A 14,239-nucleotide genomic window follows, 5' to 3' on the forward strand; every position below is an offset into this window, starting at 1 on the left:
ACATCAAGCGTACCATAAATATTCTTGGAGTCCCTGATTTAATAGCAAAAATCAAAGCTTGGAACTCACCTTACAAGAGAAAGGATTTGTTTTTGATAAAAACGACTTATTTAAACTTCTTTTTAGCGTTTGTATTTTTTGAAACACCTCAAAATAAGTTCAAAATAGCATTGTTTAAAATAAAGTTATGTCAGTTTGGTGGGATGAATTGTATTCAAAAAAGAGGTTTTTTCACGGCCTGACGGTTTTCGGCTTGGCGATGTGGCGGATTTCAAGGCACAAATGTTCAATTTAGCAATAAACTTTATTTGAAAACCAAATGTTCATTTTAGCACTGAACCCGTCATTTTGCCAAACTGCTGTTAGCCGTTCGTTGTTTTTATTCAGTTGGAAATTTAGTCATATCCATAAAAAATACTTCCCAAGTATGTCCATCAAAATCTTCAATAGTGCGCTGTTGCATAAATCCATAATCTCTCATTTCATTGGGTTCAATTCCACCTGCTTTAAGCCCATTTGTCATAAGATTATTCACTTCATCGATACTTTCTAAAGACAATGAGAAAAGTCCTGCAATTTTAGATTTTGTGTCAGCAATTTGTTTAGTAGTAAAAGTTGAAAATTTTTCGTGGTTTAGTAACATCACAAATATGTTTTCACTCCAAACCATACATTTTGCAGTATCGTCTGAAAATTGTGGATTATTTGAAAAACCTAATGCAGTATAAAAATCCATAGATTTTTGAAGGTCTGCTACTGCTAAATTGATAAATACTTGTTTTGCCATTTTTTTGTTTTTTTATTGTCTTAAAATTTTTTCTATTTTTTTTCCTTTTGCTAATTCGTCAATTATTTTGTCCAAATATCTTGCTTTTTTAGTTAATGTATTTTGAATTTCTTCAATTCTGTAACCACAAATTAATCCTGTTATTTTTTCCGAATTTGGATTTAAGGTTGCTCTTTCAAAAAAAGTTTCAAAAGTTACTTTTTCGTCAATGAGTTCTTGAAGTTTACTTTGGTCAAAACCTGTCAACCATTCAATAACTTGAAATAATTCGTCCTTTGTTCTACCCTTACTTTCAATTTTTGTAACGTAATAAGGGAAAACAGAAGCAAAAGTCATTTTCGCAATTCGTTGATTATGTTTTTCTGTTTCTTGCATTGTCAAATTTGTGTTTTAATGTGTCGCTCTACAATGACGGCTGTTAGCGGGTCGTGCTTTATCTATGTGCGTATTTTCACTATTCACGGTAGATTTTTTTTAGGTCTGATTTTTCAAGTTTTACAGTTGAAATCTTTAAAAGTCCGCTACTTAAAGCAGGTCTAAATAATTCTATTATACCATTTAAAAATCTTGTATTATCTCTGTCGTCTTCTGGAATTTCAACTAGAACTAAATTTAAGTAGCAATTTGTCTTTTTGAATTGTCTGTAGTGATGAATTTTACTTAACATCATATAAAGTCTGTCTGTTATCATAGATGCCATCATTGGAGTTGGTCTAATTTCAATAAAAACTTCCCTATCAATCTCGTTAATATATCCGTCATATATTGGACTATTATCACTAATTGGGTCAATTCCTTCAAATGCTTGAAGTTTCACTTCTTTAAACATTTTTGAAACATCAACATTGTTTTCTTTGATGTAATATTGAAGTGCGATTTCTTCTACTTTTCTAAAGTCAATTCTTTTTCTTTCTTGAGTGGTCTTATTTTCTTCTTCTTGTTCTTTTTGCTTTAATGTTTCAATTTCAGGTTCTTCCGCCTTTTGGATTGTAAACTGTTTGATTGTTTCTGGAGTAGCACCGTAAATATTCGTATTTGATTGTCTTTGTGAAAAATTGTTTGATAATGAAATGATTTGAGAAAGAAGCTCTCTTTTTTCATTTTCAACTTGTCTAATTTCAACATTCTTTTTTTCTATTACTGCTTCCTTTTCTTTTACAGCTCGTGATAAGGTTATAATTTTCCCTACAGAGAAATTGTCAAACGACTCAGAAAGTATTAAAACAATAGAAAAAGCTAGTAAAACAATTAATCCTGTTGATATTTCAGCAATAGGTTCATTACAAAAGAATTTGTAAACTATCATTGAAATAATCAATATAGTAAGGATTATTAGTCCTATTCTAGCAAACCAATTAATTTCTTTCTCTTTTTCTTTTTGATTTTCCATATTTTGTCGTTTGTTGTGTTTTAGCATGCCCGCTAACGTTTAGGGTATTGCCGAAGGCGGGGACTTTTAGCACTAAAGTTCAATCGAAGAACCAAACTTGAACCTTGCACAAATGTCCAATCGAAGCCGTTCAGCCCCGCTTTTGGCAATACCTTGTTAGCCGTTCGTTTTTGTTATTATTTCTCTTATTTTTTTTCCTAAGTCTAATCTCATATAATCGTCTTGGGTACGAAATTGCATTTCAATATACCTCTCTCTTACCAAAGTTGTCGGTGGTAATTCTGTTTTAAACTTGCTTTCAGTAATCTTAATATATTCTAGAAGTTCACGTCCCCTAACTGTTAATGGTGCAATAAACGTTGGCTGTAATTGCCTTTCCTTCCAATCAATAAGATAGTCTGAATAGTCAATAGTTGCTAGATTTTGGCTCATCAAAAACTTTGCATACTCATGTAAAAACTCATGCTCACCGTAACCCATTCCTAGTCCAAATTCCGTTTCATTGTAGTAATCCGCAATTACCAAAGCAACATCCATACTGAAATAAACATGTCTGCACAAGTTAGTCAGCCCTTGTGTAAATAAGTCTAGGTAGCTAATATGAAAGGTTGGGTTTGGACATATGGTCTTTGCCATTATAGAAAACACTTGGTCAATTGAATAGTAGGGAACACTTAAATCTCCCGTTGTTTCAAATATATTTTTAGCCGTTAAGTTGTTCAAGAAGGAGCTCTTATCTAATGTTATATAGGTGTGATTTTGCTTTGGAATGTTTAGTTGATATCTTACATCTGTAAAATATATTCTATCGTCATTTGGATAGTACACAAATAAGATTACAGGAAGCGGAAAGACTGACCAGTAATTTTTATGTTTCTCGTGAGGGTAAAATGCAAAATGGTCTCCCTTGTCAACTAGATAAGAATTCCCTGATTTTATTTGTGCAGCAACAATTTTCCCTGTCGCTTCTCCTTGTTCATTTACATGTTCTATTTGTCCGTCAATTCCAATATCACCATTTGAAGTTTCACGAAATACATAACCATTAGAGTTCAACTCTATCGCAACTTTCAAAACGCCTTCACGTTCTTTATAATAATTTTCTGTGACTTTCGGAGTGTTCATAAAATGACGGCTAACGTTTCACGGCTTGGCTTGCCGTTGCGTAAATATAGCACAAAAGTTTGCAGGTACAAAACCAAGATTGGGAAAAACAGAGTTTTTCCAAGTATGCCCAAGCCCAGCAATGGCGCCAAACCGCTGTTGTGTGCAGTGTTAATTTATAATTTTTGTTTTTAATTTTTCAACAAATAATTTCTTTATTTCTTTATTTAAATCTCGCATATTATTGTGCTTCCCAACATTTATTTCAAGAAAAACCTCGTACTTAAATGTGTCGTCTAAAACATTTGCGACATTCTTGTTAAATTTCTTTATTATACTATTAATTCTAAATTCCACGTATTTAAGCTTATCTTGATTTTTTAAAATCGAAAAATATCCTTTATAATCAAATCTTGATCTTAACTCTGGAGAAATTACATTTTTAAAATTATCTTTAGAAATATTAGAAGTAAATATTATAATAAAACCGTTTAAATCAATTTCGTGTACTAATGAGCTAATCATTTTTCCATTTTCAAGAACATCAAGAAAGTAATTGAAAAGCGTAGAATTTGATTTTTCAAATTCATCAATAAGAATTATACCTGTATCTGATTCTGCAACTCTAATAAATATTTCTCCATCTTCACTGCCTATATATCCTCTTGGGCTACCAATTAATGAATTTAAAGAATTGTCACTACTGTAATTTCCAAAATTTATTTTTGCAACTTTATTTTGTCCATTTAATGCTTTATGTATAGCTCTTGCTACTTCTGTTTTACCTACACCTGAATCGCCTAGTAAAAACAATGATAAAATTTTATGTTCTCCAAGTTTATTAAAAACTCTAAAATTATCAACCAAAGATTTGAAATCATCCTTGAATTTATTGTGACCATAAAGTGAGTTATTAAATGAATTAAAAAAGGTTTCTAATTCTTGGGGTTCCAAGTCAATAATTTTCTTATGTTTTTTTGCTAAATGTTTATTATTTGAATCATTTTCACTTGATTCTTTTTCAAAATAAGCTTCAAAAATTTTAAACTCTGAAAAGCAAAATCTTAATTCTTTTTCATAAAAATTTCTATGTTTTTCATCTGCAATGAATACGAAAGATTCATCAAATAAGCTGATAATTCTTTCAGAATGATATTGTGTTATTACTGCTAAAGCAGACACATCTATTACTGTCTCGAAAGCATAGTGCTCATTTATTAATTCTTCATCCATTATGAAGTCAGTTATACTTAATATGGATTTTTCTTGAACATCAAAAAACGCTTTTAATTCTTTATATTTAGATGTTGTATATAGTAATAATTCACTTTTTTTAATCATTCTTTTTTTGCGTTTTAATGATTTGAACTATTGACAAAATATCAATATAATGGTATTCTGTATTATCCTTTAAGCTACTTACGAAAGGATTAAAGGAATTTGTTTGTAAATTATCCTCATACTGACTATTTTGTATTTCTTCATCTTCATTTTTATTAAATGATTGTTGAAAATTTCCAATTTCTTGAAAGAATTCTAGCGAGTTTTTTAATTCACTTAATTTTATTTTTCCTTTATATAAGCCTAACAAAGAAACCTTTCCAATAAATAAATCATCGACACTGTATGAACTTTCAAATTCACTTTCAAAAGTTAGTGGGATTTTGACAAGTATTTTATCAGTTGAATTTGTTAGTTCTCCTTTAAGTTTGTATGCATAATCTTTGAACATTGAATTGAATAACCCTCCCATATCAAAACCATTTGCTCCTGGTATGGATAAACCTTTAAAAGCATCGCTTGTCATAAGTTTTACAATTCTCAATTCTGGCTCATTCTCCAATGAAAGTGAAACATTATCAACTCTAATTATTTCGCCTTCATTTAAGTCTTCAAAGTTTTGTATTGCTTTAGAATTTTCAATAATATCATTAAGAATAACGGATTTTGTTGTTTTTACTTCGAATGTTTCTAAAACCTTTTGTGCTGAACTTCCTGCGACTCTTGCTTTTCCTTCAGCCTCAACATTAAAAAGATTCAAAAATTTTGTTCCAAAATCAAATTTTGCTCTTAACTCTGTATCTCCTTCAATATTTTTATTGCTTTCAAGCTCTTTGTTTAGTAAAATAATGTTGCTTAACATCATTTTAATTTCGTAAACTTTTGGAAAATTTATGTAGTAAATGTTAAATATCATATTTTAGGCTTGTTATTCTGTAGATTTCGCGAAACATTGCACACAACGTTCCGGCGCTTGGCGAGGTTGCGAACTTCGGAACCGATTATTTTCTGTTAAAGATAAAATTTCTTGCGAAATGTAAACGTGAATTTACTACAAAATTCGCAATCTTGCCAAACGCCTGTTATGTGCTGGCTTTTTAATCATTATTATTTAGTTCACTCCAAATCAATCTAAATGCTGAATAATATTCAATATCATCATAAAAATTCAATTCCATATGTTCCAATTCATCTAAGACAATTTTATTTTCTACACATTTTAATTTTAGAGTACTTCCAAAATGACTAAAATCTCTCAGATTTCTCTTTGTTGCGAGTTTTCCAAGTTCGTAATTATATGTTACAGGTATTACGTTATTTTCAGTTTTTGTTATTTTTGACGTATCAATGAATTTTATTATATCCAAATTTAAAGCAGGCCTTTTAATTTCATATTCTTCAAAAACTTTTTTTGCCTGAAAAACTTCTATTGCAGAATCTTTTTTCTCTTTGAGAGAACTTTTCAAGTCTCTGTAAAATTTGTCAATTAGGTTTTGATATCTTTTATGTTCACTTCTTCGTGCGTAAATTTTAAGCAAAGATTCTTTATCATAAATAAAATCATATTTAAAAATTGATTCAAAGAAGGCAGATGAGATATTAAGAACTTCATTGAAACTTTTAGTTTGTATGAATGATTCCAATTTTTCTATTTCTTTTACAAAACTTGTCAGAATACGTTTTAACTTATTTAAGATTTCGTCAAAGTATTTTATTAAAAAATTATTATGGCGTAAAATAATATCTGATACTTCAAATTCCATTGACTCGAATTCATAATTATTGTCTTTATGATATCTTAAGTAGGTAATTTTATCACTTCCACCATTATAACCAAATAAACAAGAAGAGATAAATTGTCCACTTTGTTTTCTAATTGGATGTCCGACTAATTCATTTCTTATGTCTCTATTTATAATGTAGTTATTATCTTTCTTTAAATCTCCTTTATTTGTTTTGCATTTAAAAATTAAAAGTAATTCCTCAATAAAATCTTGTTGAACATATATACTTTGTAAAAAGCTAATTTGATTTGAAAATCTGTCTGAATAAGACTTTGATTCTCTGTTATCAAATATTATGTCAAATGTATCCCCAAAATATCCTAATATATCTCCAAAATAATTACTCCTTACTTCCGGTGTGAATTTTATAGTACGCTTACAAAAATCATATTCCCAAATGAAATCATTCCAAACACTTGCTATTTGGTCAAGTTTGTATTGAAGATTTTCTTTCATATTTTAGGTTTTAAGCTAGCACATAACGTTTTGCAGCTACAAGAAGTTGACGATTTCGAAGCACAAATGTTCATTAAATCACTGAACCGCCAATTTCTTGTAGGTGCTGTTATGTGCCGTTCTTCTATTCTTCGTCATCTTCTGTGTCCGAATCGTCATAATTAAATTCAACCTTACTTTGTAAAATTATTTCGTCAAGTATAGGTTTTAGATACCCTTGTTGATTTGCGATATTAAATCTCTCACGTAAAACTTGTATATTGATTACTTCTTCAATGCAACTCATATATTTCTCGACAATAGATTTTATTGAGTAAGTTTTGTTTGCATTGTCTCTTATTTTTTGAAGCAAATCTTCTGTGCTTTCTTCTGATTTGATTACAAATGAAATCGGGTATTTCTGAATTTTGTCAATGTCAAGGAAATACTTTTTAAAGTCAATTGTTTCAGTGACTTGAAAAAATCTACCTAATGGCTTCATTACAAAATCAATTCCACCATCGTTTGCATTTGTTCTGCCTGTTTTATATAACTGTAAAGATTCAGTTGTCAAATTATCCATATCAAATCCCCAAATAATGTTTTGGTCGTGATAATGGAATTTTAAAATCGAGTAGCTCACGATTTCAAATAGTCTTGCATCAACATTCGGAGCTAATAAACCAATAATAAAATCTTCAATGTTCTTAGTTTTATCTTCTTCAAACTTTTGAAGTTCTTCACAAGCTTTAATAAAACCCATAAAAGCTTCTTGCTTTGCGGCAAAATAAGAGTTGATTATCTCAATTACCGCTTTTGCGATATTCTGTTCTTTTACTCGAAGTAAGTTCTCATTAATCCAATATTTTTTTGTCTCAAGATTTCTAATAACCGGAATGAATTCAATTTCTTCCTTAAAAAACTTCTCAAATTCTGAGTTTACTCTATTGTTGAAAGAGTGGTTTTGAATTTTCTTACAAAATGGCAATTCGGTAGCTCTCGATTTTATTACTGTGAAAGTTGCCCCGTCATAATCTTTATAACTGTCATTTGTATCGAATCCTTTTGAAATGTAATCTTCAATAAGAACATATAAAACTGCAAGAGGGTGAAAACTCCCCCTTGATTTTGACCCTTTATTTGCCGACCTAGTTTTTAAATTTATGTAGCGAATTAAATAGCTATTATTGAATACGTCTTCAGCTAAGTCTCCGAAGTGACTTTGTAAAACTTGTTTAATGTTTTGCGTGAATATATGTTCCATTAGGTTCAAATAATGTTTGTTGATTAATGTTTGCAATCTTTTGTGTTTCAAAGGTGCGGATTTCCTTTTCTAATTTTTCGCCTTTAAACTCATTGGCTAACTGTAATCTCCGTAAACCGATTTTTACATACTCGTCTTGAAGCTCTATACCAATGGAATTTCTTCCAAGTTCTTTTGCAACAAAGCAAGTAGTAAATGTTCCCGAGAATGGGTCTATAACTAAATCTCCTTCGTTTGAACTTGCTTTGATAATTCTTTCGAGTAATGCGATTGGTTTTTGTGTCGGGTGATTTTCGTATTCATCCATACGATAACGAACCCTTGCAAACTCCCAAACATTGCCAGGAACTTTCTCTGAGCTGTAAACTGTTGGAACTGCTTTGCGATAGTCAATAAGTTTACGTTTTGCTCCTGTTTTGGCTTCTACTAAAATGTCATTCGTGTTAAAAGTGTAGTTGTTTTTGTCTTTTACGCAAAACAAGATTGGTTCATACATCGAACCGTAGTATTTTTTAGCTTGAACACCTGAACTGTCGTAATACCAAACAAGTCTGGAAAGTATGTCTAACTTTTTACGAAGATAAATGTCGAAAAACGGCATAAACTGTGTCGCTGTCATTACATAAAAACTGCCGTTGGGTTTAAGTTTTTGTATGCACAAGTCTAGCCATTCGTAACACCAGTCAAGGTAGGCTTCTTCAGTTTTCCATTTTTCAATGTGTCCGTTGAAGTTTTTGCCAATGTTGTAGGGTGGGTCAGCAAAAATTAAGTCCACAGAGTTGTCAGGAAGTATTTTTAATGCTTCCAAAGCGTCTCCGTGAATAATTTTATGTTGTTCGTTTCCTAATATTTCCATTTTCAAATTCAATTAAAAGTCGTTTCAAATTTAGTCAAAATAACAGGTCGTTCGATTGAAAGTTGTCTGTTTTTGTTCACAGTCATTTCGTTGTAGCACGGTCTTTTAGAATGGCACATAACACACAAATATACGCAACTCAGCGATGATTACAAAGAACAACAAACAAAACTAAGTTCATCTAGCTAATGCCTTTAAAATCAATACTTTTAAAAGATACATCAAATACGTATTTTATGTATCTTTATATAGTTTTATTGCGAAAAATAATATTTAAATATTTAAAATGCGCAGTTATGGATTTATCACAATATCAATTTTCATTCGGCACACATCAAGGTCGAAACATCATTTGGATTCAGTTTAAATATCAGCTTAGTTTGAAAGACGCACTCCGCGAACGCTTTCCATCAGCCCGTTATAGTAGTACACATAAAGCATGGTATTTACCTGACTTAGCTGCCGTTCGTAAGGAGCTAAAACTGCCTCTTAAAACTTTGAAAGAGCAAACTTTTAGTCATATTTCAGAAAATAATCGCTTGGCTGTAATTCAATATAGTAATCAGTTAGATTTAATAGCTTACAGCCCCCACACCAAGCGTACCTATCTGCAAGAGTTTATGCAATTATTGTCACTACTGGGGAACGTTTCTGTAAATTCTCTAACACCAGATAGATTGAAAGATTACTTTCTGTACTGTTTGCAAAAAAATGAACTTAAGGAGCAAAGTATGAACTCTAAAATTAATGCAATCAAATTTTATTTTGAAAAAGTCTTGCATCGCGAGCAAATGTTTTTTGATATTCCCAGACCCAAAAACCCTTTAACATTACCCAAAATGTTATCCAAAAATGAAATTGTGAAATTATTCTCAGTTTTGGAAAATAAAAAGCATCGGCTTATTTTAAAATTATGTTACGGGATGGGACTACGCGTGAGTGAAATTGTTAATCTAAAAGTAGAACATATTGATAGTCAGTCTATGCGGGTTTTGATTGTAAATGCAAAAGGAAAAAAAGATCGTTATACGAATCTTCCTGAATCGGTTTTAGAAGACCTCCGAGCTTATTATTTAGAATATCGTCCTAAGACATGGTTGTTTGAAGGGGCTTACGGTGGCAATTATTCGATTCGTAGTATTCAAGCTGTTTTTAAAAGTGCTATGAAAAAAGCTAAGATTACTAAAACTATTGGAATACATGGATTGCGACATAGTTATGCTACACATTTAATTGAAGGAGGGGCAGATATTCGTTTTTTGCAAAAGCTTTTAGGACATAGCAATATTAAAACAACTCAAATTTACACGCATGTTACCGATGTGACACTTTCTAAAATAAAAAGTCCTCTAGATGGATTATTTTTGTGATACCATTTGAAAACCTTAGATTTTCTGGATTTTTTAATATATATTGCTATTTTGTGGTTTAGAATTGGGCGGATATAACTTTTGCTAATACTGACCATTCTGTCTGGAACGTTTTTGCTCTTTTTAATTTCTTTTTTTCTCTTTTTTTGAATATTTATTGTATCGCTTACGCTAATCTAAATATTTAGTTCTTGGTAGTTTTATCCATTTAAACTTAAAATATACTGGATTAAAAAATAAAGTTCTCGATCTGTTTTTTTCATTTTAAAATAACTCGAACAAAGAGTTGAGTATATAATTGAAATCATCGTTAGTTCGAGCGTGAAGCGCATCGAGAATCAAGACTAATTTTTATTTCTTTTATAGGATAGTCTCTAAATCAACATGTAGTTTGTCACTCCTACACAAGGAGGAGTCTCATAATCAATAGTATGTGATTTCTCCCTTTGGTCGAAATGACAAGATTGCGAACTTTTTGGACAGTCTCAGGGTTAAAAAAAGTATTATAAGGAAATTTCAAAGTTTAAATCGTATAAATCAACATGCGGTTTGTCACTCCTACGTAAGGAGGAGTCTTATAATCAATAGTATGTGATTTCTCCCTTTGGTCTAAATGACAAGATTGCGAACTTTTTGGGCAGTCTAAGGGTTAAAAAAATAGTATTATGAGGAAATTTCAAAGTTTAAATGGTATTTTTTTAAAACAAATGACACAAAGCGTCTCCATTTGCTTATAATTCTACTGTACTCACTTCTAAAGCAATTTCTGATTTGTGAGAAAGCGTACTTTGCTTTCATAACAAGTAGAGCTGTAGTAGTTTTCATCATCAGAGCAATTTTGCCTTTAGGTATAAAATAACAATGAGTTCTTTTTTGAGAGTCTTTTAGTTTGAAGATGCTTGAACAAGCTTTGAGGAAGGGATTGAAAGATAATTTTTTCTAAAATCTGTTTTTAAAAATTGGGCGAAAAAATCATCAAGATCTTTATTGAGGACAAAAATGGAATTTGATATTGAAATTCTCTTCAACGTATTATTTTTGGCATAGTATTTAAAGAAAAACCCCGTTTTTGACTCTTTTTGAGCAATTTCGGGGTTTGTTTCTTCTAAAATAACATTTATTTTAAGATATGCTAGTGTTTGTATCATTATGAATGTACCTTAAAAGAAAGCACGATGAAAAAACGTAAGCGTTTATTTTCAATCAATAAGTAAAAGCTAGACACTCAAAATCAGTATATTTTGGGTATATTTTTAAGGTTTAATTTATCTCTTCAGTAATTGGAGAAACGACACTATATACATTTTATCTGATTTCTCTTGATGGCTGGCTAGAGTGAATCAATTAGGCAAATTGACAGAACTAACTGCATCTAATTTTCAGGGAGTCTTTTCTTTATTTACAAAACGCTTTATTTTATTGATAAATTTTAGCATATAGATCTTTATATTTTTCTAAAACGACTTTGCGTTTTAGTTTTAGAGTGGGTGTAAGCTGCCCACCATCTATTGACCAAACGTCAGGTGTTAATTCAATTTTCTTTACTTGTTCCCAATTTCCAAATTTAGCATTAAAATGATTTATTTCTTGGTAAATTCTTTTTATTACTTCTGGGTTTTGAACAAGTTCTTCATTAGTCGAGCCAATATTTACATGATGAATATGAGCCCATTCTCTTATAAATTCAAAAGCTGGCTGAATGATTGCTGCTGGCATTTTTTGTCCTTCTCCAACCACCATAATTTGTTCAATAAATCGAGATTGTTTAAATATATTTTCTAAAATCTGAGGAGCTACATACTTACCTCCGGATGTTTTAAACATTTCTTTTTTACGATCTGTTATACGTAAAAAACCATCTTTATCAAATTCTCCTATATCTCCTGTATGAAAATAACCGTTTTTAATTACTTCGTCTGTTTGGTCTTGATCTTTATAATACCCCATCATTAAGTTGGGTCCTTTAAAAAGAATTTCGCCGTCTTCTCCTATTTTTATTTCTACATTATTTATAGGCTTCCCTACCGTTCCTATACGAAATAAACCATTTCGCATGTCATTTACACTTATAACAGGTGATGTTTCAGTAAGACCATATCCTTCCATTACAGGCATTCCAGCTGCAGAAAAGACACGGGTTAAACGAGTTTGTAAGGCAGCACTTCCTGAAACCATTATTTTTACATTTCCTCCTAAAGCTTCTTGCCATTTACTAAATATTAATTTACGTGCTATTTTTAATTGAAATTCATACCACCAACCATTTTTACCGTATGGTTCATATTTTAAACCTAGTTCAACTGCCCAAAAGAAGATTTTCTTTTTGATTCCTGTTAATTCGGTTCCTTTTGCATAAATTTTATCATAAACTTTTTCTAATAGTCTAGGAACAACGGTAAATACATCAGGTTTTACTTCTTGAAAATTATCTGAGATTTTATCAATAGATTCAGCGAAATAAATTGAAATTGAATAATATTGATAAATATATAAAATAACTCTTTCGAAAATATGACAAATAGGAAGAAAGCTCATTGCTTTTGCTTTACCTGCTACTAATGGAATTCTGTCAGAACTATTTAAAACATTCGATACAATGTTATGATGAGATAACATTACTCCTTTAGGCTTACCAGTGGTTCCTGAAGTATAAATAATGGTGGCTAAATCATTTGGTTTTACATTATTTTTTCGTTCTTCAACAAAATTTTGAGTGCTTGTGTCTTTTCCTATAGTCAATAGGTCTGTCCAATTTTTTTCACTAGGTATCTCATCGAATGTAAAAACATCTATTAAATTAGATAAATTAGCTTTTATGGCGTTTAGTTTATTCAAAACTTCCTTATCAGATACAAAGCAATACTTTGACTCAGAATGATTTAGAATATATTCATAATCTTGTTCTGATATGGTGGGATAAATAGGAACTGTTTGAGCTCCAATTTGCAACACTCCTATATCCATAATATTCCATTCTGTTCTATTATTAGATGAAATAATGGCTATTTTATCATCTCTTTGCACCCCCATAGCGATAAGTGCTCTTGAAACGGCATTTGCTTTATCTAAATATTCTTGGGTAGAGGTTTTAACCCATTTTCCGTTATATTTTGTAACTAACGCGTCTGGTAAGTTATTCTGTTCTAGCTGATAATAAGGAAAATCAAATAATCTTGTAATGTTCGTCATTATTAAATGTGGGTAAAGTTATAGTGCAAATTAAATAATTTAAACTTAAAATACAATTTTAATTTATTTTTTAAAATTAATTAGCAAAATTTTACACAAAAAAGTTTTTTTGTTTGAATAAAAGTATTCTATCTAAGCCTGTTTTTAAACAATAACAACGAATCTATTAAATGATTTTTGTCTTTTACAGACTGAATGTATAAAAGTTAATTTAAAAGGAATTTAAATTCAAATTATCTGATAAATTTTTATTGTAGGTAAAATAATTTCAAAACTAAAGAAGTACTCTTTTTTGTATTTTATACCATTTAAACTTAAAATGTATTGGATTATAAAATAAAGTTCTAGATATGTTTTTTGATTTTAAAACAACTCGAACAGATGGTTGAGTATATAATTGAAATCATCGTTAGTTCGAGCGCGAAGCGCATCGAGAACCAACATTAATTTTTATTGCTTTTATAGGATAGTCCCTAAATCAACATCCAGTTTGTCACTCCTACGCAAGGAGGAGTTTCATAATCAACACTATGTGATTTATTTCTTTGGTCGAAATGAAAAGATTGTGAACTTTTTTGGATAGTCTCAGTGTTAAAAAATTATTATTATGAGGAAATTTCAAAGTTTAAATGGTATTATTTCATAAAACTACGTCGCGTAATCTGGGGTTAAATGGATTCTTTAAAAACGAAAAAGGAATCCATGCTTTGGATTCCTTTTTATTTAGTTTTGGGTCATCTAAAAATTAAATATCCCTATTATTTTAAGTATTTTGTGTA

Annotated in this window: 11 protein-coding genes; 1 reads left to right on the plus strand and 10 read right to left on the minus strand. The window is 30.4% G+C overall.

Annotated features, from left to right (window positions below):
• Window positions 1-379: 379 nt before the first annotated feature.
• The 9 genes from AWN65_RS07740 to yhdJ form a co-directional block, all read right to left on the minus strand.
• Window positions 380-787 (minus strand): VOC family protein, encoded by a 408-nt coding sequence (locus AWN65_RS07740; RefSeq protein ID WP_060382637.1) that lies wholly within the window; start codon window positions 785-787, stop codon window positions 380-382.
• Window positions 788-799: 12 nt separating this feature from the next.
• Window positions 800-1,162 (minus strand): DUF2200 domain-containing protein, encoded by a 363-nt coding sequence (locus AWN65_RS07745; RefSeq protein WP_060382638.1) that lies wholly within the window; start codon window positions 1,160-1,162, stop codon window positions 800-802.
• Between the two features lie 79 nt (window positions 1,163-1,241).
• Window positions 1,242-2,177 (minus strand): hypothetical protein, encoded by a 936-nt coding sequence (locus AWN65_RS07750; protein ID WP_060382639.1) that lies wholly within the window; start codon window positions 2,175-2,177, stop codon window positions 1,242-1,244.
• A gap of 156 nt (window positions 2,178-2,333) precedes the next feature.
• On the minus strand, window positions 2,334-3,302 hold the full coding sequence (locus AWN65_RS07755) for a DUF4365 domain-containing protein (protein ID WP_060382640.1): 969 nt from the start codon (window positions 3,300-3,302) through the stop codon (window positions 2,334-2,336).
• Window positions 3,303-3,452: 150 nt separating this feature from the next.
• On the minus strand, window positions 3,453-4,622 hold the full coding sequence (locus AWN65_RS07760; protein WP_060382641.1) for an AAA family ATPase: 1,170 nt from the start codon (window positions 4,620-4,622) through the stop codon (window positions 3,453-3,455).
• A complete protein-coding gene (locus tag AWN65_RS07765) occupies window positions 4,615-5,478 on the minus strand; it encodes a hypothetical protein (protein ID WP_235588302.1) in 864 nt (287 codons plus the stop codon). The genes AWN65_RS07760 and AWN65_RS07765 overlap by 8 nt, the downstream gene beginning before the upstream one ends.
• Before the next feature lie 181 nt (window positions 5,479-5,659).
• The gene (locus AWN65_RS07770) at window positions 5,660-6,802 is read right to left on the minus strand and encodes a hypothetical protein (protein WP_060382642.1); all 1,143 of its coding nucleotides are present in this window, start codon (window positions 6,800-6,802) and stop codon (window positions 5,660-5,662) included.
• Between the two features lie 124 nt (window positions 6,803-6,926).
• Complete coding sequence (locus AWN65_RS15220; protein WP_060382643.1) at window positions 6,927-8,045, minus strand: hypothetical protein; 1,119 nt, start codon at window positions 8,043-8,045, stop codon at window positions 6,927-6,929.
• Complete coding sequence (yhdJ, locus tag AWN65_RS07780) at window positions 8,017-8,901, minus strand: adenine-specific DNA-methyltransferase (protein WP_060382644.1); 885 nt, start codon at window positions 8,899-8,901, stop codon at window positions 8,017-8,019. Before yhdJ ends, AWN65_RS15220 begins: the two co-directional genes overlap by 29 nt.
• A 203-nt stretch (window positions 8,902-9,104) precedes the next feature.
• On the opposite strand from yhdJ, the gene AWN65_RS07785 reads away from it, so the two are divergent.
• Window positions 9,105-10,271 (plus strand): tyrosine-type recombinase/integrase, encoded by a 1,167-nt coding sequence (locus AWN65_RS07785; RefSeq protein WP_201025147.1) that lies wholly within the window; start codon window positions 9,105-9,107, stop codon window positions 10,269-10,271.
• A gap of 1,416 nt (window positions 10,272-11,687) precedes the next feature.
• Here the strand turns inward: AWN65_RS07785 and AWN65_RS07795 are convergent.
• Window positions 11,688-13,460: an AMP-dependent synthetase/ligase gene (locus AWN65_RS07795; RefSeq protein WP_060382646.1), complete on the minus strand. Its 1,773-nt coding sequence runs from the start codon at window positions 13,458-13,460 to the stop codon at window positions 11,688-11,690.
• Window positions 13,461-14,239 lie beyond the last annotated feature (779 nt).

The organism is Flavobacterium covae, from assembly GCF_001534645.1.
GTDB lineage: Bacteria > Bacteroidota > Bacteroidia > Flavobacteriales > Flavobacteriaceae > Flavobacterium > Flavobacterium covae.

What these genes read in the sequence shown, in the direction of transcription:
- AWN65_RS07740 (WP_060382637.1), bottom strand. Translation starts at nt 787, where the DNA reads ATGGCAAAACAAGTATTTATCAATTTAGCAGTAGCAGACCTTCAAAAA.
- AWN65_RS07745 (WP_060382638.1), bottom strand. Translation starts at nt 1,162, where the DNA reads ATGCAAGAAACAGAAAAACATAATCAACGAATTGCGAAAATGACTTTT.
- AWN65_RS07750 (WP_060382639.1), bottom strand. Translation starts at nt 2,177, where the DNA reads ATGGAAAATCAAAAAGAAAAAGAGAAAGAAATTAATTGGTTTGCTAGA.
- AWN65_RS07755 (WP_060382640.1), bottom strand. Translation starts at nt 3,302, where the DNA reads ATGAACACTCCGAAAGTCACAGAAAATTATTATAAAGAACGTGAAGGC.
- AWN65_RS07760 (WP_060382641.1), bottom strand. Translation starts at nt 4,622, where the DNA reads ATGATTAAAAAAAGTGAATTATTACTATATACAACATCTAAATATAAA.
- AWN65_RS07765 (WP_235588302.1), bottom strand. Translation starts at nt 5,478, where the DNA reads ATGATATTTAACATTTACTACATAAATTTTCCAAAAGTTTACGAAATT.
- AWN65_RS07770 (WP_060382642.1), bottom strand. Translation starts at nt 6,802, where the DNA reads ATGAAAGAAAATCTTCAATACAAACTTGACCAAATAGCAAGTGTTTGG.
- AWN65_RS15220 (WP_060382643.1), bottom strand. Translation starts at nt 8,045, where the DNA reads ATGGAACATATATTCACGCAAAACATTAAACAAGTTTTACAAAGTCAC.
- yhdJ (WP_060382644.1), bottom strand. Translation starts at nt 8,901, where the DNA reads ATGGAAATATTAGGAAACGAACAACATAAAATTATTCACGGAGACGCT.
- AWN65_RS07795 (WP_060382646.1), bottom strand. Translation starts at nt 13,460, where the DNA reads ATGACGAACATTACAAGATTATTTGATTTTCCTTATTATCAGCTAGAA.